Origin of the sequence: Synechococcus sp. BA-120 BA3 (assembly GCF_034931285.1) — a bacterium.
Taxonomy (GTDB): Bacteria; Cyanobacteriota; Cyanobacteriia; order PCC-6307; family Cyanobiaceae; genus Cyanobium.
Window position 1 is genome coordinate 1 of the sequence record NZ_JAYGHZ010000264.1, and the last position, 18,536, is coordinate 18,536.

Consider the following 18,536-nt stretch of genomic DNA (forward strand, 5'->3'; position numbering starts at 1 on the left):
CCTCCTGACCCACCGAGCGCAGCCGCCGGATCAGGCGCCGCACCTCCCCCTGCCCCTCCCGGATCGACAGCTCCAGCCGCTGGCGGCGCTGCTCCTGCAGTTCCGCCGACTGCTCCTTCTGCTGCGACCAGCGCTGCAGCAGTTCCTCGTGCAGCAGCTCGGTGCGGGCCAGCAGCGCCGCCGCCGCCTCGGCCGCCTCCTGCTGGCGCTGGCGCTCCTGCTCCAGCCCCTCGATCACCCGGTTGACGTCCCCTTCGCCGCCGGGCTCCAGCTGGGCGGCGGCCACCGCCAGCACGGCGGGGTCAAGCCCCAGGCGGGAGGCGATCGCCAGGGCATTGCTGCGGCCGGGGATGCCCCACTGCAGCCGGTAGGTGGGCGAGAGCGTCTCCACGTCGAAGGCCACCGACGCATTCTCGAAGCGGGGATCGGCGTACTTGAGCGCCTTGAGTTCGCCGAAGTGGGTGGTGGCCACGGTGAGGCGGGCGCGGTCGGCGAGGTGGCGCAGCAGGGCGGCGGCCAGGGCGCTGCCCTCGGTGGGATCGGTGCCGGCCCCCACCTCATCGAGCAGCACCAGGGACGCCGACCCCTGGGGCAGGGCGCGCCCCTCCGGCAGGGCCCCCAGGATGCGGGCGATGCGGCGGATGTGGCCGCTGAAGGTGGAGAGGTTCTGCTGCAGCGACTGCTCGTCACCGATGTCGGCCAGCACCTGGCCGCACCAGGGCAGCCGGGGGGTGCCAGCGCAGGGCAGGAACAGGCCGGCGCGGGCCATCAGGGCCGCCAGCCCCAGGCTCTTGAGGGTCACGGTCTTGCCGCCGGTGTTGGGGCCGGTGATCGCCACCACCCGCAGCTCCGGGCCGACCCGGATGGTGACGGGCACCACCGGCCGGCCGCCCTCGCGCCGTTCCTGCCAGAGCAGCAGGGGGTGGCGCAGGTCGACGAGCTCAAAGGGGGCGTCGGCCGCCTCGGCCAGCTCGGGCCGCACCGCCCCCAGCCACTGGCCGTAGCGGGCCCGGGCCAGGCCGGCGTCGATTCGCACCAGCACCTGCTGGAGGTGGTCGAGGGGTTCGGCCTGCTCGCCCACCAGGGCGCTGAGCTCGCTGCGCACCTGCCGCTCCAGCTCCCGCTCCTGGCCCTCGGCATCGCGGATGCGGTTGCCCAGGGGGATCACCGCCTGGGGTTCCACGTACACCGTGCTGCCGGAGGCGGAACTGTCGTGCACCAGGCCGCCCACCTGGGCGGCGGCACCGGCCTTCACCGCCAGCACCGGCCGGCCGCCCCGCTCGCTCACCACCGTGTCCTGGAGCAGGGAGGCGTAGCGGCGCACCAGCTCCTGCAGCCGGTCGCGGCGCTCACCGCGCAGGGCCAGCAGCTGGCGCCGCACCGTCTCCAGGGGGCCGCTGGCCCGATCCGCCACCCGGCCGCCCTCCTCCAGGCAGAAGTGCAGCCGCTGCTCCAGCTCCGGCAGGGTGCGCAGATCGGCCACCAGGGCCGTGGTGATGGGCCGCAGCTCCGGCTCCTCGATCTGGCGCCGCAACCGCCGCGCCGTCGCCAGGGTTGCCGCCACCGCCAGCAGCTCCTCGCCACCGGCGCAGCCCCCCTTCCCACAGAGGGCCACCGTGGCGGCGATGTCCCCGGCCCCCTGCAGGCTCAGGCCCCCCTCGCAGAGGCCGTCGATGGCCAGCAGCTCGGTGGTCTCCAGCAGCAGGCGGCGGCTCTCGGCCGGATGGTCGGGCAGGCCAAGGCCGGCGCAGTGGCGGCGGCCGGCGGTGGTGCCGGCGAAACCGGCCAGGTGCTCGGCCAGCCGGGGCCACTCCAGCAGCTCCAGGGTCTCCTGGTGGATCTCGCTCACAGGGGCTGCGCTCACCCCGCCGGTGCGACGGGTGCGGGGGCGGGGATGGCGGCGGCACCCACGTTGGAGGGGATGCCGGCGGCGGGCTCGTAGAGCATCTCCAGCCAGTTGCCCTCCGGATCCTGCAGGTAGAAAGAGGCGGTGCCGTCGCGGTGGTCGTGCACCGGACCCACCCGGTGGCCGGCCGCCTCGAGCCGGTCATGCACCGCGTCCACCTCGGCGCGGTCGCTGAAGTGGAAGGCGAAGTGGGGGCCGGCGGCGGTGTAGCTGGGGCTGAGCAGGGCGATGCCGTCGCCGTTGGCGGGCGACTGCATGTAGGCCCAGTCCTGGGCGTCCCAGGTGAGGCGCAGACCGAGCTGTTCGTAGAAGTGCTTGGCACGCTCCATGTCCTGGACCCGCACCGCCACGTGGCCGAGACGCGTCATGGGAGGGGGCAGCGACGGTTCATCGCACCATTCAAGCGGTGCGGCTCAGCCGTCGCGCAGCCACTGGGCGGCGTCGCAGGCGTGGTAGGTGAGGATCAGGTCGGCGCCGGCCCGCTTGAAGCAGAGCAGGGTCTCCAGCACCACGGCCCGCTCGTCGATCCAGCCCCGCTCGGCGGCGGCCTTGACCATGGCGTACTCGCCGCTGACGTTGTAGGCGGCGATGGGCAGCTCGCTCTCACCCCGCAGGCGATGGATCACGTCGAGGTAGGCCAGGCCCGGCTTCACCATCAGGATGTCGGCCCCCTCCTGCTCATCGAGCAGGGCTTCGGTGAGGGCTTCGCGGCCGTTGGCCGGATCCATCTGGTAGGTGCTCTTGTCCTTGGGGATGGGCTTGGAGCTCACGGCCCGGGGGGCGGAATCCAGCGCCTCACGGAAGGGGCCGTAGTAGGCGGAGGCGTACTTGGCGGTGTAGCTGATGATCCCGACGTGCTCGAAGCCCTCCTCGTCGAGGGCCTCGCGGATCGCCCCGACCCGGCCGTCCATCATGTCGCTGGGGCCGATCAGGTCAGCGCCGGCGCGGGCCTGGGCCACCGCCTGGCGGCAAAGCAGGGAGACGGTCTCGTCGTTGAGCACCACCCCCTCAGCACTCACGATGCCGTCATGGCCGTCGCAGGAATAGGGATCGAGGGCCACATCGGTCATGATCGCCATGGCCGGATGCTCCTGCTTGAGGCGCCGGATCGCCCGGGGAATCAGGCCGCCTTCGTTGAAGCACTCGCTGCCGTCCTCGGTCTTGAGGCCGTCGGCCACCTTGGGGAACAGCACCACGCAGCGGATGCCCAGATCCCAGGCCCGGCCCACCTCCGCCACCAGCCCCTCCAGGCTCCAGCGCTGGGCGCCGGGCATGGCGCCGATCGGCTCGTTGGATGCGCCCTCGTGGACGAACAGCGGGTAGATGAAATCGGCGGCACTGAGCTGGTATTCCCGCACCATGGCCCTCAGGGCCGGCGTGCGACGCAGCCGGCGGGGCCGATAGGTGAGCTCCATGGGGCAGATCTGACTGGCCGGATCCTACGGAAAGCCCTTCCGGCGCTTGGACCGCGACGGGGGGCCGGGTTCAGAGCAGGGCGGCGCTGATCCAGTCCTTGCGGGGGTCGATGCTGCGGGCCTGGCGCAGCTGCTCGAGCAGGTCCCGCTCCCGGGGGCTGAGGCTGTCGGGCAGCTTCAGGGTGGGAGTGAACAGCAGATCGCCGCGGCCGTCCTTCACTGGCCAGCCCTTGCCCTTGAGCCGCAGGCTGCGGCCGAGGGTCATGCCGGGGGGCACCTGGATGGTGGCCTCGCCATCAGGGGTGGCCACGCGCACCTCACCCCCCAGGGCCAGTTCGTCGAGGCTCAAGGGGAGCTCGGCCCGCAGCTGGTCGCCATCGAGGCGCCAGACGGGATGGGGCTGGAGCTTGAGGGTGAGATAGAGATCACCGCGGCGGCCCGTGCCGGGCTGCAGGTTGCCCTTGCCCTTCAGCCGCAGGCGGCTGCCGTCCTTGACACCGGCGGGGATGCGCACCTGCACACGCTCCTCGTTGACGGCGAGGGTGCGCTCGCAGCCGCGGAAGGCATCGGCCACCGGCAGGCTGATGGTGGCCTCGGCATCCAGCTGCACCTGGGTGGAGCGCTCGCCGCCGGCCGCACCGAAACCGGAGCCGAAGCCACCGGGGAAACCGCTGCCGAAGCCGAAGCCGCCCGGGGCGCCGGCCGCGGCGCCGCCACCGAAGCGTCCCAGCAGGTCGTTGATGAAGTCGTCGAAGTTGCCGTAACGGCCGAAGTCGACATCGACGCCGGGGGCGCCACCGCCGCCGCCCATCTGGTTCCAGTACTGGCCGAACTGCTCGTAGCGGCGACGCTTCTCGGGGTCGGAGAGCACTTCATAGGCCTCGCTGATCTCCTTGAAGCGGGCCTCGGCGGAGGCATCGCCGGGATTCACATCCGGGTGGTACTGGCGGGCGAGTTTGCGGAAGGCCCGCTTGATGCCATCGGCATCGGTGCCCCTCTCCACACCCAGAACCTTGAAATAGTCGCGGTAACCATTCACGCTCATCTCATCACGCTCATGTCGCCAGGGCGCTCGTCACCGTCGAACCTGGAAATTGTCCCAGTCCCGCCGCTGAATTCACAGGCCCGCTCAGGGCGGAAGCCCGTACGGCTGCGGGGTGCCGTCCGCAGGGTGTGGCCGCTGGTTGGAGCTGCGGGGCGGCCTAGATTTCCGGCCCCGAAGACCCGCCGATGCTCCCCCCTTTCCCACTCCGGTCGCCCCGGCGTCCTTCGGCAACGGTGCTGCTGCTCTGCGGCCTGTCCGCCCTGGCGGGCGGCCTGCTGAGCTTCAGCCCTCCGGCCCACGGCGGCCAGGCCGGCGGCTCCACCACCCCCACGCTCGGCGAGGCCCTGGCCCCCTCCAGCGGCGATCAGCTGGCGCTGACGGAGCACCTGCGGCGCATCGGGGCCGTGTTCTACGGCGCCTGGTGGTGCCCGGCCTGCTTCCGCCAGAAGAGCCTCTTCGGCCAGCAGGCGGGGAATCGACTGCCCTACGTGGAGTGCGACAAGACCAGCGAGGGCCGGGAGCGCTGCCAGGCGGCGGGCATCAAGGCCTACCCCACCTGGGTGCTGGGCACCAGCCGGGTGGAAGGGGTGCAGACGATCGAGGAGCTGAAGCGCTGGAGCGGCTTCACCCAGGCAACGGGAACGGGTAGCCCCTGAGGGCGGAAAGGGTGCTGCAGGGCACCCGGAAAACCACCTGTCCACTGTCACTGTGACGGGGTGATGTCAGCTAGACGGGGCGAGCAATTTTGGTAGAGTCTCTAAACCACTTCAGCAGAACACTGAAACCCGCCCGAAGCCAATCTCCTCTCCCCAGGGACATGAAGGAGTCAAGACTTCCCACTCGAGAACCCAAGTTTTCGGCTCCCTTTTTTCAGATTCTCATTAAAGTCGAGGTCTGTTTTCAGGATCATTGTTATTCCGGCCATCTCTGGGATGTGAGCCGTTCCGGCGCCTGCATCCGCAGCTTTCAGCAGGTTCCCATGGGAACCCCCGCCCAGATTCGCTTCCACGATCCCAGCGACGTGGAGATCATCGAAGCCAGGGGCGAACTGATCTGGATGAATCAGCTGAGGGGTGCCCACTACTCAGGGCTGAGGTTTGATGAGGGTTTCGACATCTCCAAGACGTTTCTCAGACTGCTGATCAAGTCGGAAGAATCCTGAGGGGCGAGCGCCGCCCCAGGAGGGGAATTGATGTCCAGTCATGACTGGAACCGGAGCGAGTCACATCCGGTCATCCAACGACCCTGCGGCCTCACCGACGAGATCCATAGGATCCGGGCGTCCCCGTAGCTTGTCGCCAAGCAGCCATGAACCTGCTCACCCACGCCCTCGCGGCCAGCCTCCTGCTCGGCACGGTCGCCACGCCGGTGCTGGCCGATTCCTCCGATTCCCTGGAAGGCAAGATCCAGTCCGTCGATGCCGGCAGGCGCTCCTTTGTCCTCCAGGGACAGACGTTGTTCACCAACGCCTCCACGGACTACGACGATGGCTTGAAATCCTTCGCCGATCTCAAACCGGGGATGAAGGTGAAAGTCGATCACTCCCAGCGTGGCGGCAAGCGTTACGCCAAGGAGATCGATCTGGACGACTGAGGCCTCACGGCCTGGCCTCGCTGTTTCGGTGGGCCACGCCGCCCGCCCAGGGTGGCGGCGAATGGGGCTCCTAGAGTCCTCCTTTGGGCCTCGGGTGCGTGACCGGCACAGCTGATCGGCGCCGGTCTCCCCCAGGCCACGGTCCCCGCAGGCCATGAACGGCGCCCGCCGGCTCCTGTTGCTGACGCTGCCCCTCAGCCTTCTGTCGGCCTGCGGCCCTGCGCCGGAGGAGCTGAGGGGAACGGCCTATCTCGCCATCACCGTCGAAGGCGACCAGCCATTGACAAAGGCGATCCTGCAGGAGGAGGTCCTGCAGGCCCAGGCAATCGTGGCGGCCTTTCGCCAGCTGCACCCCCATGTGGCGATTGAAACCAACCTCCTGCGTGAGAGCGCCTTCATTGAGGAAGTGCGCCGCCGGCAGGCCGCGGGCTTCGGCCCCGATCTGATGCTGGTGGCAGGCTCCACCGCCCACGCCCTGGTGGAGGCCGATCTGGCCCGGGGCCTGCAGCTGCCCCAGGCCACACGCCGCCAGGTGGACCCCGATTCCCTGGCACGGCTGGAGATCCCGCCCCGGGGACTGGCCGGCCTGCCGATCCTGAGGCGACCGCAGCTCGCCTGCTACAACCGCACCCGGCTGGCCAGCAGCCCCGCCAGCACCGACGCCCTGCTCAGAGCGGCCCGCGGGGGGCTGAGGGTGGGCCTGGGGGTGGAATCGCGCAGTCTCTTCTGGAGCACGGGCCCGCTGGGGGCGGATCGGGCGATCATCGCCGCCGCCGCCGGGCGACCCCTGGCCGTCGGCGAACGCGAGGGGCTGCGGCGATGGCTGGCCTGGCTCTCGGCCGCCAACTTCAACCAGAAGGTCTTCATCGAGCCCGACCAGGAAGCGCTGGTGCAGGGTCTGCTGGAGCGGCGCCTGGACTGGATCCCCTGCAACAGCGGCAGCCTCAGCCGGCTGCGCGGCACCCTCGGGACCTCCCTCGGGGTGAGCGACCTGCCCGGCGGACCCTACGGGCCGCCCACCCCGATCACCCGGCTGCGGGTGCTGGCCTTCGGGACGGACTCCACCGTCCGGCAGCGGCGCGTGGCGGAGAGCCTGGCGGTGTTTGCGCTGAACCCATGGATTCAGAGCAGCCTGACCACCGACCACGAGGACATGCTGCCCACCAATCGCTATGTCCCGCCCTCGGCGCTCCACACCCCCGTGCTCAAGGCGATGCAGCGGTCCGTGCGGCAGGCCGACGCCAGTGATGCCATCGCCAGGCTGCTGCCCGCCGGCGATCCGCGCGACCGTGCTCTGACGCGCCTGGTGACGGGGGTGGCCTTCGGCGAGATCACGGCGACGCAAGCCACCGGGGCCGTGGTCCGGGCCCTGGCTCCGCGGCCATGAACGACCTGTTCGGCCAGGTGGTCGGCTGGCTGCCGATGCTGGGCCGGCCCCAGGTCCTGCTCCAGCTCGCCCTGGTGGCCCTGGCGGTGGCAGGGGGTCGCCTGGTGGGCCACCGTTATGGGCCGGGCGGCCGGTCCGGGTGGCTCGAACTCGCGGCCACCTCGGCGCTGGCCGCCCTGGGCTGGGGGCTGCTGACCATCGCCCGCCAGCCGACGGCCCTCGCCGTCCTGCTGATCGCCGTCGTGGCTGGTCTGCAGGTGTCGGAGCTGGTGCTGCGTCGGGCCGCGCGCTGGCTTCCCGAGGACCAGATCCAGCCGCTACGCCATCTGCTGATCCGGCCGTTCCTGCTCGCCGGACTGCTGTGGACATTGATCGAAGAGCTGGACACCCGCGCCGAGCTGGCCCTGATCCCCCTGGGCCGCTGGATGGGCGCGAACGTGAATGTGGGCGACGTGACGCGGCTGGTGGTGGTGCTCTACCTGCTGCTGGTCGCCTCAGGGCCACCGTCGCTGGGGGTGGCCTGGCTGCTGAAGCGCTGCTTCGCCCTGGAGCGGGTGAGCACGCGCGCCATCGGTCTGATGGTGCGCTACGCGGTGATCACCGTGGGAACCGTGGCGGTGCTGGAAACGATCGGCTTCAACAGCAACGCCCTGCTGGCGATCGCCGGGGGGCTGTCGGTGGGGATCGGTTTCGGGGTCAAGGAGGTCTTCGGTAACTTCGTCAGCGGTCTGTGGCTGCTGTTCGAAGGCTCCCTGCGGCCGGGTGACATCATCGCCCTGGACGGCGACTTCTGCGAGGTGCGCCGGCTCGGCCTGCGGGCCACCCGGCTCTGGCGCGACCGTGACAACGCCGAGCTGGTGATTCCCAACCAGACCTTCTTCAACACCAGCACGGTGGAGTTCAGCGTCGGCCGCACCCGCTTCCTCACCCAGATCGCCATCTGCGTCGATGCCGGCCAGCCCGCGGCCACGATTCTGGCCCTGCTGGAGGAGATCGCCGCCGCCGTCCATGGGGTGGAGAGCCATCCGCCGCCGAAGGCCTATGTGCAGGGGGTGGGGGACCGCGGCGGCGATTACGTGGTGAAGTTCTGGATCCACAGCCCCTTCGCCAACCGGAGGATCTGCAGCGCCGTGATGGCGACGGCCATCGAGCGGTTCCGGGAGCTGGGCATCACCCTGCCGTTCACGCATATCGTGATCGAGCGACCCCCCGCTCCATCGAATGCACAGCGCGCAGAAGCACACAACTCCTGAGTGTTGCATACGCCCTCACCTTCACAGGTTGCTCGAGAACGCCCCCCCAAGGTCTCCGGGTCGGCCGTCGAATTAGCCGAGGGCACCCCGTTTCAGAGAGCCCTTTCCTCTCGACTCTGCACAGCTTGCTGACCGCCATGATGATGGACCGACTGGGGCGAACGCGTCCGCGGCAGGGACACCTATGCTCCGGTCCACGGGGCGTGGAAGAACCACGGATGACCGAGCCAAGATCCCAATCAGCTGTTGTGGTGGCCGTACCAGCGAGACTGGCCTCCTCTCGCTTGCCTGGAAAGGTCATGGCCGATATCGCCGGCCAGCCGATGCTGCGCCACGTACTGGAGCGTTGCAGCAAAGCACGAGGCGTGGCGGCGCTGCTTACCTGCAGCGACAGCACCGAGGTGCTGACGGCAGTCCGAGGGTGGGGATTCAAAGCCCTGGAGACATCTCAAGGCTGCTGCAGCGGCAGCGAGCGGCTGGCCAGCGTGGTGGAGGAACTGGTGGCTGCCGGCGGCGCGGCAACAGAGCACACCCTTGTGATCAACGTGCAGGCTGACCAGCCCCTGCTGGATCCAACGATTTTGGAAAAGATGATCGCACTCGCCGCTGATGCAAACTCCACGGAGGTCTGGGTACCAGTCATCACTCCAGTTTACTCACTCGGTCCGGAAAAGATCCACGACCCGAATGTGGTCAAGGTGTTGCGTTCTTCCGATGGCCGGGCAATCACCTTCTCCCGCAGTGCACTTCCACATGTGCGCGACCTGAACCCGGATCAGTGGCACCGTTGTACCACTTACTGGGGTCATGTGGGGATCTACGGCTACCGAGCTGATGTCCTTGCCGGCTGGAGTGAATTGCCCCCTTCAACCATGGGAGAGCTGGAGATGCTGGAGCAGTTACAGTTGATCGAGGCCGGCATTCCCGTTGCCACCTTTAGCGTGGAGAAAGATTGCCTTTCGGTGGATACACTCGCCCAACTGGAACAGGCTCGCGCCGTGATGGGACCAAGTCCCTGAACCCACACGAACAACCCGAATCAGGGGTTGCCCTCCCTCCAACCATCCCGGTGAATAGCTGCCAGCAAGCCCTGGCTGGCCAACAGGGCTTCACCGCACTCGCGCAGTGCGCCTGCACCACCTCTGCTGCGCAACACCCAATCGGCTTGGCGCCGCAGCCCTCGGGCAGCATCGGCCGGCGTCACCAGCAGACCGACGACCGGCCTCACCACCAGGTCATTGAGATCATCGCCAATGAAGGCGGTATGGTCGCGCGCCATACCAAGTTCGGCTCGCAGCCTCACCAAGCCTTGTTGCTTGTCGGCCACACCCACATGGCAGTGCTGGATATCAAGATGAGCCGCTCGTTGCTCAATGGCGCCACTGCGGCCGCCGCTCAGCAAGGCCACGGTGATGTCGGCGCGCTCCAACATGCGGATCGCCAGTCCATCACGTACGTCAAACCGCTTCAGTACCCGGCCATGCTCGTCGTAGAGGAGGCCGCCATCGGTGAGTACCCCATCCACATCACAGACCAACAATCTGATCTGGCGAAGTCGAGGAGTGAGAAGTCGTCGCTTCAGCAGCGAGAGGAGACCCAGTCCGCTCAGACTGCTCATCTCAGAGTGAACTGTCTGCTGTGCCATCCGCCACAATGGCGCGGAGGTCAAGCAACTGGCGCAACAACGCCTCCAACCGGTGCAGCGGAACCATGTTGGGCCCGTCGCTGAGGGCATGCTCCGGATCCGGGTGAACCTCCAGGAACAAACCGTCCACACCCACCGCCACAGCGGCCCGGGCCAGCGGTGACACAAACTCCCTTTGGCCGCCGGAGGTGCTGCCCCGCCCTCCAGGCTGTTGCACCGCATGGGTGGCATCGAAGATCACCGGGCAACCCAGTGCCTTCAACTGAGGCAGGCTGCGGAAGTCGACCACCAGGGTGTTGTAGCCGAAGCTGCTGCCTCGTTCGGTGAGCCACAGCCGGCCACTGCCGGCATCCAGACCGAAATCGGCCAGCTTGTTCACCACCGGGGCCATGTCCCAGGGTGCGAGGAACTGGCCCTTCTTGACGTTCACGGCTTTATCGGTGCCGGCGACCGCCCGGGCGGCGGCCTCCAGCAGGTCGCTCTGGCGGCAGAGAAAGGCCGGGATCTGCAGCACATCTACAGCCTGAGCGGCTGGAGCAGCCTGATGGCTTTCGTGGATATCGGTGAGCACCGGCACCCCGAAATGCTCGCGCGCCTCGGCTAGAATTGTCAGACCCTCTTCGGACCCAGGACCGCGGTAGGACTGGCCGGAGCTGCGGTTGGCCTTATCGAAACTGGCCTTGAGGACATAATCGATGCCAAGGCGCTGGCAAAGGCTGCTGACCTGATCAGCTATCTGAAAGACTAGGTCGCGGTTCTCGATCACACATGGACCCGCAATCAGGCGTAAAGATGGCGTTCCTGGCCCAGGAAGGTTCATCGTTCCACAGCGCTTAGACCGGCAAGTACCAGATCATGGAGTCTGAGCAACCCAAGGAGTTTGGAAGGGTGATCGGGATGGACGACGGGCAAAACGGATAAGGACTGTCTCGGATTCCGTTCCATCAGTTCAAGGGCCTCAGCAGCAAGAGTTGTCGGAGCCACGGTGATAGGGTCGAACGTAGCCATCTGAACGGCTGTCACAGACCCCCAGTTTTGCGGTTCATAGCGCTGAAGGGCACGGCGAAGGTCTCCATCGGTGATCAATCCCGCCAGATGCAGCGGTTCTCCTTCCCGATGGACCCAAGTGGCACCCAGGCTACCTCTACGGAGGCTTCCCTTGGTGAGTTGGGTGATCACGAGTGACATCGAGGCATCGGGCGACAAGGGGGTGATTTCCTGGGCAGGTACCATCAGATCTTCCACGAGCAAGGTGAGACGCCGACCCAGCATCCCGGCGGGGTGATTGACGGCAAAGTCGGCATGGGAAATGCCCGCCCGCTCCATCCACACCGTGGCCAGGGAATCTCCTACGGCCATGGCCACGGCCGTGCTGGCGGTCGGGGCCAGGTTCAGCGGGCACACCTCGCGGTCAACTGAGCAATCCAGGACGACATCAGAGCGCTTGGCCAGAGTTGATGCAACCCGGCCTACCAAGGCAATAGAACTGGCCCCACGCCGTTTCAGGTGGGGAAGGATGGCAAGAAGTTCCTCCGTTTCTCCACTGTTTGAAAGCAGCATTGCCACATCCCAACCCGAGACGATGCCGAGGTCACCATGGAGGGCATCCACCGGATTGAGAAAAACCGCCGTCAGGCCGATGGAAGAGAAGGTTGCCGCGATCTTGCGGGCAACGATCCCGCTCTTGCCAATTCCCGACAGCACCACTTTGCTGCGGTGAACGCGACAGCTGGCCAGCAGGGCCAGGGCAGCCTCCACCTGTGCAGCATCAAGGCGTTCAGCTGCAGCCGCGATGGCCGCCGCTTCTTCCAGCAGGCATCGAGCTAGGGCAGACACGGCAACGACCGGGGATCCCCATCATCTCAGTCCAGCTGGGCCCCTTCCCCTGAGGAACGGCGGGAGCCGTGAGGGGCTACCGCCAGGCTGAGGGCGGAGCCTGGAGCTGGCGGAGCATCCAGCAAGCCGTGGCAGGGGCATTGTCCTGGGCGCCGACGCGCTGCTGAAGGGCACACCGGTAGCGAGGCAGACGCTCGATGAAGGCCTTCAGATGATGGGTCTCGAAGCTCTCGAGCTCCACCGCCATGCCATACCCAGCCCGCTCCCATAGTCGGGCGTTGAGTCGCTGTTCATCATGGGCACGCTCATAGAGGGCCAGGACAGGCTTCTGCAATTCCATCGCTTCGCAGAGCAACTGATGGCCAGCGGCCGCTACCAGGAAGGGAGCAGCAGCCAGAAAGCTCAGAAAGCCGTTGGGATCAACCGGGCAAAACCTCAGCCGAGAAAATGCCAGCCCCTGAGAGTCATCAAGCCCGAAAACGACCGTGCCGGGAGCCAGCTGCTGGAGGCCGATCAACACCGGCTGAGGCGGGCATTGGCGGCGGAGATAGGCCAGAGGAGCTCCCTCTACCCGCTGATCCCCTTGACTGAGCTGCAGCAGTTCTGGCCGAAGCAGACCACCAACGACCAAAGTCGGCGATGCACGTGTTCGCAGCGGCAGCTGAAAAAAGGAGCTGATCACCAAGGCCCCGAAGCGTGGTGTGTTTAGCCAGGCATACAGGCGATAGATCCATTGCTGAAACGGCCACAACCCCAGCTTCGCCGGATCCATCACGGCCATCGCATGCTGGTGGCTCAAGGCCACCAGGGGCAGGCCTGCCAGCGCGGCAGCACGTGCCACCACAGGTTCGAAATCACAGATCACTCCAGCGGGAGGAGTGTCACGCCAGGTGTGCACCAGGCGCCTCGCTTCCCAAGGAAACACCCAGAGCGCCTGGGCCAGGAAGTGAAGGGCTGATCGCCAAGGGGAGATGCGTCGATGCCGATAGATCCAACGAGTGCCGGAAATCTCAACGAAGGCAATGTCGTCCTGGTTCACAAAGCTCTGGCGCAACAGGGCCAAGGCGTCCTGTGAACTGTGAAACGCCAGCCGGTAGTAGGGACGCAGGTAAGGGGCCAGCACCAGGGCCCTGGCGGCATGTCCGCGGCCATCTCCATTGACTCCATAAATGAGCAGCGGCTTAGGAGGAGCGCTCATTCAGGTACCGGGCATAAGGCGAGAGTGTGGGATCCGTGATGAATCTCCAGAGACAGCCTCCCCATGATCGATGGGACGGTTGACGATAAAGATGAGGAGCCATTTCCCTGATGCAGGGCAGAGAAACCCATGGCACCGAAGGCAGATCATGGTGCTCGGTGTGATAGCCCACATTGAACGCAAGGCGATTGCCCCACCCATACATGGACGCTGTTTGCTGCCCTGGGAAGAACACGTAGTGTTCCGCCAGCCAGCGTCCAGCGAGCGGATGGGGCCCAAGGGCCACCAGGGTGGAGGCGAGCAGATAGGCCAGGGACACACCACCTCCCGCCGTCAGCAGCAGCAGGTCGGCAACCAGAACCAGTAGGAAATTCAGGGCCAACCAACCCCTGGGCCCAGCCATCGCCTGACTGGAGAATGGACGAAAGGCTTCACTGACGCTGTAACAACACATCCAGAGGGCCTTCCGCCATGAAGAGTTACCCACCAGGCGTGCCTCAAAGGACGTGGGCAGATCCGCATCGATCCCAAGTTGCCCCATGGCCGCGTGATGGCGTAGGTGATAGCGCCGAAAGCTGGCGGCCGAGGGGATGGTCTGGGCCAGGTCGCAGACAATCGCCAGCACCTGGTTGTGCCAGCGATGGCGCGACACCAGATCATGGGCACAATCGTGCATCAAGACGAACAGACCATGGCTGACGGGCGCACCCACCAGCCAGACCAGCAGCGCAACAGCAGGCCAGGGCAACCTGGGGACCGCCCCCAAAGCCAGGCCCCACTGGGTAGCCACCAGGGCGAGAATCCAGAGAGCCGTGATCGGGTAAGGCCTGCAGAGGCGTTTCACCTCTGGCACCTGCCGAAGCAACTGGCGCCGCCTGGCCGGGTGGGGCTGCTTGCCGGTGGGCGAGGGCAGAAATCCAGCTGGGTTAAGGTTCGGTCGCAATCGGCGCAACAGCTTGACGGGCCTAAGAGTCTCATGAATCAACGCCCCCTGCGGCTCGTGTTTGTGAGTCACTGCATGGCGCCGGCTCGATCCCCAAGCAGCAACGTGGGGGGCATGCAACGGGCGGCGCGGGATCTCCTCGCCCAGCTGGAGAGCCTGGAGGATCTCAGGCTTAGCGAGATGGTGCTGGCCTGCCCGAGCCGTGAGATCGGCTGGCGGGTCCCGCTCTTCTTCCTGGCCTCACCCTGGCAGCTGATCCAGCGGGTCTGGCTGTGGCGCGCCGATGTCGTGCTGTTCGCCTCTCTGAATCCGGCGCTGGTGTTACCGCTTCTTGCCCCACTCATGCGGCGACGGGGACTCAGGCTGATGGCCATCGCCCATGGGCTGGACATCACCCAGGGGCCAGCGATCGCGCAGTGGTGGATCCGGCGCAGCCTGGCCCAGCTGGACGGGGTGATCTGCGTGAGCCGAGCCACCGCAAAGGCCTGCCTGGATCGGGGTTATGCCACTGATCGGCTGCAGGTGCTGCCCAACGGCATCTGCTCGCGGTGGCAATCCCCCCCCTCGCTCTCCACCACCAATACAAAGCTACCGACCAGAAAGCCGGGTATATTTGTTTGCCTGGCCGTGGGGCGCCAGATACCGCGAAAGGGTTACGCCTGGTTTGTTGATGCCGTGATGCCTCTCTTGCCGGAGCATGTCCATTTATGGCTGGTTGGCTATGGACCTCAGGCCATGGAAATTGAACGGGCAATTGAAAAGCGTGACCTACGACACAGAGTATTTCCTCTGGGGCTCCTAGGAGATGATGATCTCGCCAGGGTCTATCGACAGGCCGACCTTTTTGTAATGCCGAACCTTCGTATCAATCGTGACATGGAAGGATTCGGCATTGTCTTGCTGGAAGCTGGCCTCCATGGCCTATACACTTTGGCCAGTTGTCTTGATGGCATTACGGATGTCATCAGCAGCGCCAATGGATTCTTGCTTCCACCACGTGATGCTGAGGCCTTCGCACAGGCCATTGACACCCAGGTAGCCTTGACGTCCCAAGAGCGGCAGCGCCAAAGCGAGCAGGCGGCTGCTTGGGTGGAAAGTCGTTTTGAATGGAGCAGCCTTACCCCCCGCTATCTCGACGCCATCCAACATGTTCTCACGCAACCGAGGGCATCATGAACAGCGCCATCGATGTCCATGCCTCCACCCTTGCCAGCAACCATGGCCGCTGGCTTTGTGTTGTGGCTCGTCGCTGGAAGAGGGTGGTGCTGCAGGAGTATCTTCGTGGCGCCACAAGCCTTCGCTTCTGCACACGGTTGCCACGGCGTCCATCGGCCTACCGCGAGGCTGACCATCTGCTTGTATGGGGTCGCCAGACGACCATCCCCAACGAACTTCTAACCACCCATCCCCACCTGAAGATTGTCACGGCTGAAGATGGCTTCATCAGCTCACGCGGGCTGGGGCTCACCGGCAGCTTCTACTACTCCCTGCTGCTTGATCACTTTGGGGTTCATTACGATGCCAAGTCTCCATCGCAACTGCAACAGTTACTCAACGAGCACCCACTGACAATCGAGGACGAACGGCTGGGCCAGGAGCTGGTGGCTTTCATCCACGAGCATCGGCTGAGTAAATGCAACCTTACCCGGCCTGCCTTTGATGCCACGGCAACGCCTCCCAGCCACCGCACCACGATCCTGGCCGTAGGCCAGGTGGAGGGGGACCAAGCCCTACGCCACAGTCTCAGCCCTATCCGCAGCAACAAGGCCCTGCTCCAGGCCATCAGAGAGGAGCACCCAGAGGCATGGATCATTTACCGTCCCCATCCCAATGATGTGCGCAAAGGGTATCTTCGGGGAAATCGTGCCTACCTCTGGCATCAGCTTTGTGACCAACTGGCCTGCGACGGCGACATCAGCCATTGGATGGATGCCGTTGATGCGGTGCATGTGATCTCCTCCACAGCGGGACTCGAAGCCCTGATCCGCGGGAAACCCGTTCACACTTACGGCACTCCAGCCTATGCGGGCTGGGGCCTTACCAACGACTGGGCGCCCCAGCCCGAGCGCCACAGACCGCTGAACCTTGATCAAATGGCAGCCATCATGCTGGGGCACTATCCCCGCTACTTCAACTGGAGCAACGGACGGTTCTGCGACGCTCTGAGCTGCCTGCGTCACCTCCAAGCCATCAACAGCAGAACGGTCGAGGAGTCCTTCTACTGCGACAGCCTGGCCAGAAAGCAACGACGGATCCGCCTGGCGCGTCGCTTGAAAATGGCCGCTGTGCGCCAGATCGCGCCCATTGGTCATTGGCTGGAACGGTCTCCTCAGGCGAGTTGATGGTGATGGCTAATTAATCATAAAAGACATTGAGTATAAGCATCCCACACCGAGCCATCTGATTCTTATCTGATAGCCATGCCGCTTTGTTCCATCGACTGCGTTCCTTCCTACCTTAGCCAATGCCAGCCTAGATCCCCTTCTAGCTCCAAAAGTGCTCATGGCCAAACCACATTCCAACCTTTTGTGAAAAGAAGGGAGGCTGGCTCCGTTCTGTATATGAGCGATTCATAACGACATTTTGCCTTCCACCAGTCTGACCAATGTTACCAACACGTCCATCAGAGATACGCACCGGATAGAGTGCTTCCATCAGCCAAGGGCTTCTACCTTGCCCTTTGTGGAAAATAGTCAGACATCATTTCATGGTTCAAGTTAGCCGAGCTTCTTCTCCTCAACACAATTCTGAGTAACTTAGAACAATTCAACAGCGGTGGTCCTTGCCGCACAAGAAGGTGGGATCACGCTTGCCGGGGAAGCAGTCTGCGGTGAGACCTCTCTTACAGTATCACTTGAGTCCACCTGCAAGTTTTTGAAGTGCCTGAGATGACTAGCGTAATGGAGTCAAGCATCTGTGCATGCACTACACGTTTGAAACGGTTAGTTTGATGCCCTCTAGTCTCTACAACTCTAGCGATCACCACCACCCCGAAGTCAGCCACGTCCCGTCGGCCTTGACTAGAAAGTTTCTTGACGCTGCCCAGCCCAATGCTGATAGAGACATTGGCTTCAGCACCGGAACACCCCCATGCAATGTTATGACTTTGAATGATCTGGATGAAGCCCGGACATTTCCTCTTGAGCACTGGCCGACGGTCCCTGATGTATGACTATTTCTCGATCAGGGTATTGCCATGACTCTTTCGATCCGTGACCTGGTCGAAGCGGTGGCTCAGGCAACGCACGGCAAGGGAAAGATAGCTTGGGATGAATCGAAGCCCGGGGGTACACCAAGCAAAGAACGCAGGATGAGACACCTGGAGTCGCAGAGTTGCCAGGCGCTGATTCCTTTGGCAGTAGGCTTGTCGAGCCAGGTGGGGGGCTATTGCAACCAGTCGCCAGTTCCCTCGGTCAGAATCTAATCCAAATGGGCTCATTTAGAACCTCGCGGCTAGAGCGCTTCAGAGATTGCCATCGTGGAGAGCGCGTTGTGCTGGTGTGCAACGGACCATCACTGAATCAAACGGATTTCACATTGGTGCGCAAAGAGGTAAGCATGGGAATGAACAAGATATATCTTGGCTTCCAGCGGTTTCGCTTTTACCCTCGGTACTACGTGGCCACGAATCAGCACGTCATTACGCAGAGTGCCTATGAGATAAGAAGACTGAACTGCATTCGTTTTCTGAGGAGCCTGGGTGACGCCAGCCCACTTCCTGAGTCGGCGCTGACATACTTCTTGCGCTCGACCCCAGAGCCTCAGTTTCAGCAAAACTTGTGCACAGGTTTTTTCGAGGGCTACACTGTCACTTTTGCCGCCCTGCAAATTGCCTTCTTCATGGGCTTTACAGAAGTTGTGATCGTAGGGATGGATCATCGCTACTCCTTCCATGGTTTGCCGAATGAGCCCCATGAGCTCAAGGGAGAAGATCGCAATCATTTTGATCCCAGTTACTTTAGCGGCCAAACCTGGGACAACCCAGACTTGGCTAGTTCCGAACGATTCTATTACTTGGCGAGACAGACCTTTGAAGCCGCCGGACGCCGCATCATCGACTGCACAATCGATGGAGCCTGCAGCGTATTTGAAAAGGGCGGGCTCAAGGAGGCACTCCAATGACATCTGTTCCTGAAACCGGAAGTGCTGGTTTCATCAGCAGCCATAGGGGCCTGGTGATGAGCTAGGTGTGTAGTGCCACCAGGTTGTTCCGGCTGACAAAGGGGTGTGAGGCCGACAGGGTTGTGGTGCGACCCAACAGCCCCAGACCTCACACTCCATGCATACACACCCCAACGCCCGCCTGACACCGATC

At 64.5% G+C, this 18,536-nt stretch carries 18 protein-coding genes; 9 read left to right on the forward strand and 9 right to left on the reverse strand.

The features are described 5' to 3' along the window. From VB737_RS09745 to VB737_RS09760, 4 genes are all read right to left on the reverse strand, one after another. Positions 1–1,864: endonuclease MutS2 (locus VB737_RS09745; protein WP_500312622.1), on the reverse strand; the 1,864-nt coding region annotated here is incomplete at its 3' end. Next, on the reverse strand, positions 1,861–2,274 hold the full coding sequence (locus VB737_RS09750) for a VOC family protein (RefSeq protein WP_500312623.1): 414 nt from the start codon (positions 2,272–2,274) through the stop codon (positions 1,861–1,863). The genes VB737_RS09750 and VB737_RS09745, both read right to left, overlap by 4 nt. Positions 2,275–2,319: 45 nt before the next feature. Next, positions 2,320–3,321, reverse strand: coding sequence for a porphobilinogen synthase (hemB, locus tag VB737_RS09755; protein WP_500312624.1), 1,002 nt, complete (start codon positions 3,319–3,321; stop codon positions 2,320–2,322). A 70-nt stretch (positions 3,322–3,391) separates the two neighbouring features. Next, positions 3,392–4,366, reverse strand: a complete 975-nt coding sequence (locus tag VB737_RS09760; protein ID WP_500312625.1) for a DnaJ C-terminal domain-containing protein — start codon at positions 4,364–4,366, stop codon at positions 3,392–3,394. Positions 4,367–4,551: 185 nt separating this feature from the next. On the opposite strand from VB737_RS09760, the gene VB737_RS09765 reads away from it, so the two are divergent. The 6 genes from VB737_RS09765 (at position 4,552) to kdsB (ending at position 9,618) form a co-directional block, all read left to right on the forward strand. Next, positions 4,552–5,022 (forward strand): hypothetical protein, encoded by a 471-nt coding sequence (locus tag VB737_RS09765; protein ID WP_500312626.1) that lies wholly within the window; start codon positions 4,552–4,554, stop codon positions 5,020–5,022. Between the two features lie 161 nt (positions 5,023–5,183). Next, positions 5,184–5,528 (forward strand): PilZ domain-containing protein, encoded by a 345-nt coding sequence (locus tag VB737_RS09770; RefSeq protein WP_500312627.1) that lies wholly within the window; start codon positions 5,184–5,186, stop codon positions 5,526–5,528. A gap of 146 nt (positions 5,529–5,674) precedes the next feature. Next, positions 5,675–5,959 (forward strand): DUF5666 domain-containing protein, encoded by a 285-nt coding sequence (locus tag VB737_RS09775; protein WP_500312628.1) that lies wholly within the window; start codon positions 5,675–5,677, stop codon positions 5,957–5,959. 154 nt (positions 5,960–6,113) lie between these two features. Then, positions 6,114–7,346, forward strand: a complete 1,233-nt coding sequence (locus VB737_RS09780; RefSeq protein ID WP_500312629.1) for a hypothetical protein — start codon at positions 6,114–6,116, stop codon at positions 7,344–7,346. Continuing rightward, positions 7,343–8,599, forward strand: coding sequence for a mechanosensitive ion channel family protein (locus VB737_RS09785; RefSeq protein ID WP_500312630.1), 1,257 nt, complete (start codon positions 7,343–7,345; stop codon positions 8,597–8,599). Before VB737_RS09780 ends, VB737_RS09785 begins: the two co-directional genes overlap by 4 nt. A gap of 218 nt (positions 8,600–8,817) precedes the next feature. Next, positions 8,818–9,618, forward strand: a complete 801-nt coding sequence (kdsB, locus tag VB737_RS09790) for a 3-deoxy-manno-octulosonate cytidylyltransferase (RefSeq protein WP_323243180.1) — start codon at positions 8,818–8,820, stop codon at positions 9,616–9,618. Between the two features lie 20 nt (positions 9,619–9,638). On the opposite strand, the gene VB737_RS09795 is transcribed toward kdsB, so the two are convergent. The 5 genes from VB737_RS09795 to VB737_RS09815 all read right to left on the reverse strand — a co-directional run bounded on the left by VB737_RS09795 (position 9,639) and on the right by VB737_RS09815 (position 14,122). Next, the gene (locus tag VB737_RS09795) at positions 9,639–10,217 is read right to left on the reverse strand and encodes a KdsC family phosphatase (RefSeq protein ID WP_500312631.1); all 579 of its coding nucleotides are present in this window, start codon (positions 10,215–10,217) and stop codon (positions 9,639–9,641) included. A gap of 1 nt (position 10,218) precedes the next feature. Further along, positions 10,219–11,064, reverse strand: coding sequence for a 3-deoxy-8-phosphooctulonate synthase (kdsA, locus tag VB737_RS09800; protein ID WP_323243178.1), 846 nt, complete (start codon positions 11,062–11,064; stop codon positions 10,219–10,221). Beyond that, positions 11,061–12,080: a KpsF/GutQ family sugar-phosphate isomerase gene (locus VB737_RS09805; protein ID WP_500312632.1), complete on the reverse strand. Its 1,020-nt coding sequence runs from the start codon at positions 12,078–12,080 to the stop codon at positions 11,061–11,063. Before VB737_RS09805 ends, kdsA begins: the two co-directional genes overlap by 4 nt. A gap of 76 nt (positions 12,081–12,156) precedes the next feature. Then, complete coding sequence (locus tag VB737_RS09810) at positions 12,157–13,278, reverse strand: glycosyltransferase family protein (RefSeq protein ID WP_500312633.1); 1,122 nt, start codon at positions 13,276–13,278, stop codon at positions 12,157–12,159. Continuing rightward, the gene (locus VB737_RS09815; RefSeq protein ID WP_323243175.1) at positions 13,262–14,122 is read right to left on the reverse strand and encodes a fatty acid desaturase; all 861 of its coding nucleotides are present in this window, start codon (positions 14,120–14,122) and stop codon (positions 13,262–13,264) included. The genes VB737_RS09810 and VB737_RS09815 overlap by 17 nt, the downstream gene beginning before the upstream one ends. Before the next feature lie 213 nt (positions 14,123–14,335). On the opposite strand from VB737_RS09815, the gene VB737_RS09820 reads away from it, so the two are divergent. From VB737_RS09820 to VB737_RS09830, 3 genes are all read left to right on the forward strand, one after another. Further along, positions 14,336–15,397 (forward strand): glycosyltransferase family 4 protein, encoded by a 1,062-nt coding sequence (locus tag VB737_RS09820; RefSeq protein WP_323243174.1) that lies wholly within the window; start codon positions 14,336–14,338, stop codon positions 15,395–15,397. Beyond that, positions 15,394–16,563, forward strand: coding sequence for a capsular polysaccharide export protein, LipB/KpsS family (locus VB737_RS09825; protein ID WP_500312634.1), 1,170 nt, complete (start codon positions 15,394–15,396; stop codon positions 16,561–16,563). The genes VB737_RS09820 and VB737_RS09825 overlap by 4 nt, the downstream gene beginning before the upstream one ends. Positions 16,564–17,713: 1,150 nt before the next feature. Further along, the gene (locus VB737_RS09830; protein ID WP_500312635.1) at positions 17,714–18,343 is read left to right on the forward strand and encodes a 6-hydroxymethylpterin diphosphokinase MptE-like protein; all 630 of its coding nucleotides are present in this window, start codon (positions 17,714–17,716) and stop codon (positions 18,341–18,343) included. The last annotated feature ends 193 nt before the right edge of the window (positions 18,344–18,536 follow it).

Coding starts and splice junctions, on each gene's coding strand:
- hemB (WP_500312624.1), bottom strand. CDS start 3,321: ATGGAGCTCACCTATCGGCCCCGCCGGCTGCGTCGCACGCCGGCCCTG.
- kdsB (WP_323243180.1), top strand. CDS start 8,818: ATGACCGAGCCAAGATCCCAATCAGCTGTTGTGGTGGCCGTACCAGCG.
- VB737_RS09750 (WP_500312623.1), bottom strand. CDS start 2,274: ATGACGCGTCTCGGCCACGTGGCGGTGCGGGTCCAGGACATGGAGCGT.
- VB737_RS09810 (WP_500312633.1), bottom strand. CDS start 13,278: ATGAGCGCTCCTCCTAAGCCGCTGCTCATTTATGGAGTCAATGGAGAT.
- VB737_RS09770 (WP_500312627.1), top strand. CDS start 5,184: ATGAAGGAGTCAAGACTTCCCACTCGAGAACCCAAGTTTTCGGCTCCC.
- VB737_RS09760 (WP_500312625.1), bottom strand. CDS start 4,366: ATGAGCGTGAATGGTTACCGCGACTATTTCAAGGTTCTGGGTGTGGAG.
- VB737_RS09825 (WP_500312634.1), top strand. CDS start 15,394: ATGAACAGCGCCATCGATGTCCATGCCTCCACCCTTGCCAGCAACCAT.
- VB737_RS09765 (WP_500312626.1), top strand. CDS start 4,552: ATGCTCCCCCCTTTCCCACTCCGGTCGCCCCGGCGTCCTTCGGCAACG.
- VB737_RS09780 (WP_500312629.1), top strand. CDS start 6,114: ATGAACGGCGCCCGCCGGCTCCTGTTGCTGACGCTGCCCCTCAGCCTT.
- VB737_RS09795 (WP_500312631.1), bottom strand. CDS start 10,217: ATGAGCAGTCTGAGCGGACTGGGTCTCCTCTCGCTGCTGAAGCGACGA.
- VB737_RS09820 (WP_323243174.1), top strand. CDS start 14,336: ATGCAACGGGCGGCGCGGGATCTCCTCGCCCAGCTGGAGAGCCTGGAG.
- kdsA (WP_323243178.1), bottom strand. CDS start 11,064: ATGAACCTTCCTGGGCCAGGAACGCCATCTTTACGCCTGATTGCGGGT.
- VB737_RS09785 (WP_500312630.1), top strand. CDS start 7,343: ATGAACGACCTGTTCGGCCAGGTGGTCGGCTGGCTGCCGATGCTGGGC.
- VB737_RS09775 (WP_500312628.1), top strand. CDS start 5,675: ATGAACCTGCTCACCCACGCCCTCGCGGCCAGCCTCCTGCTCGGCACG.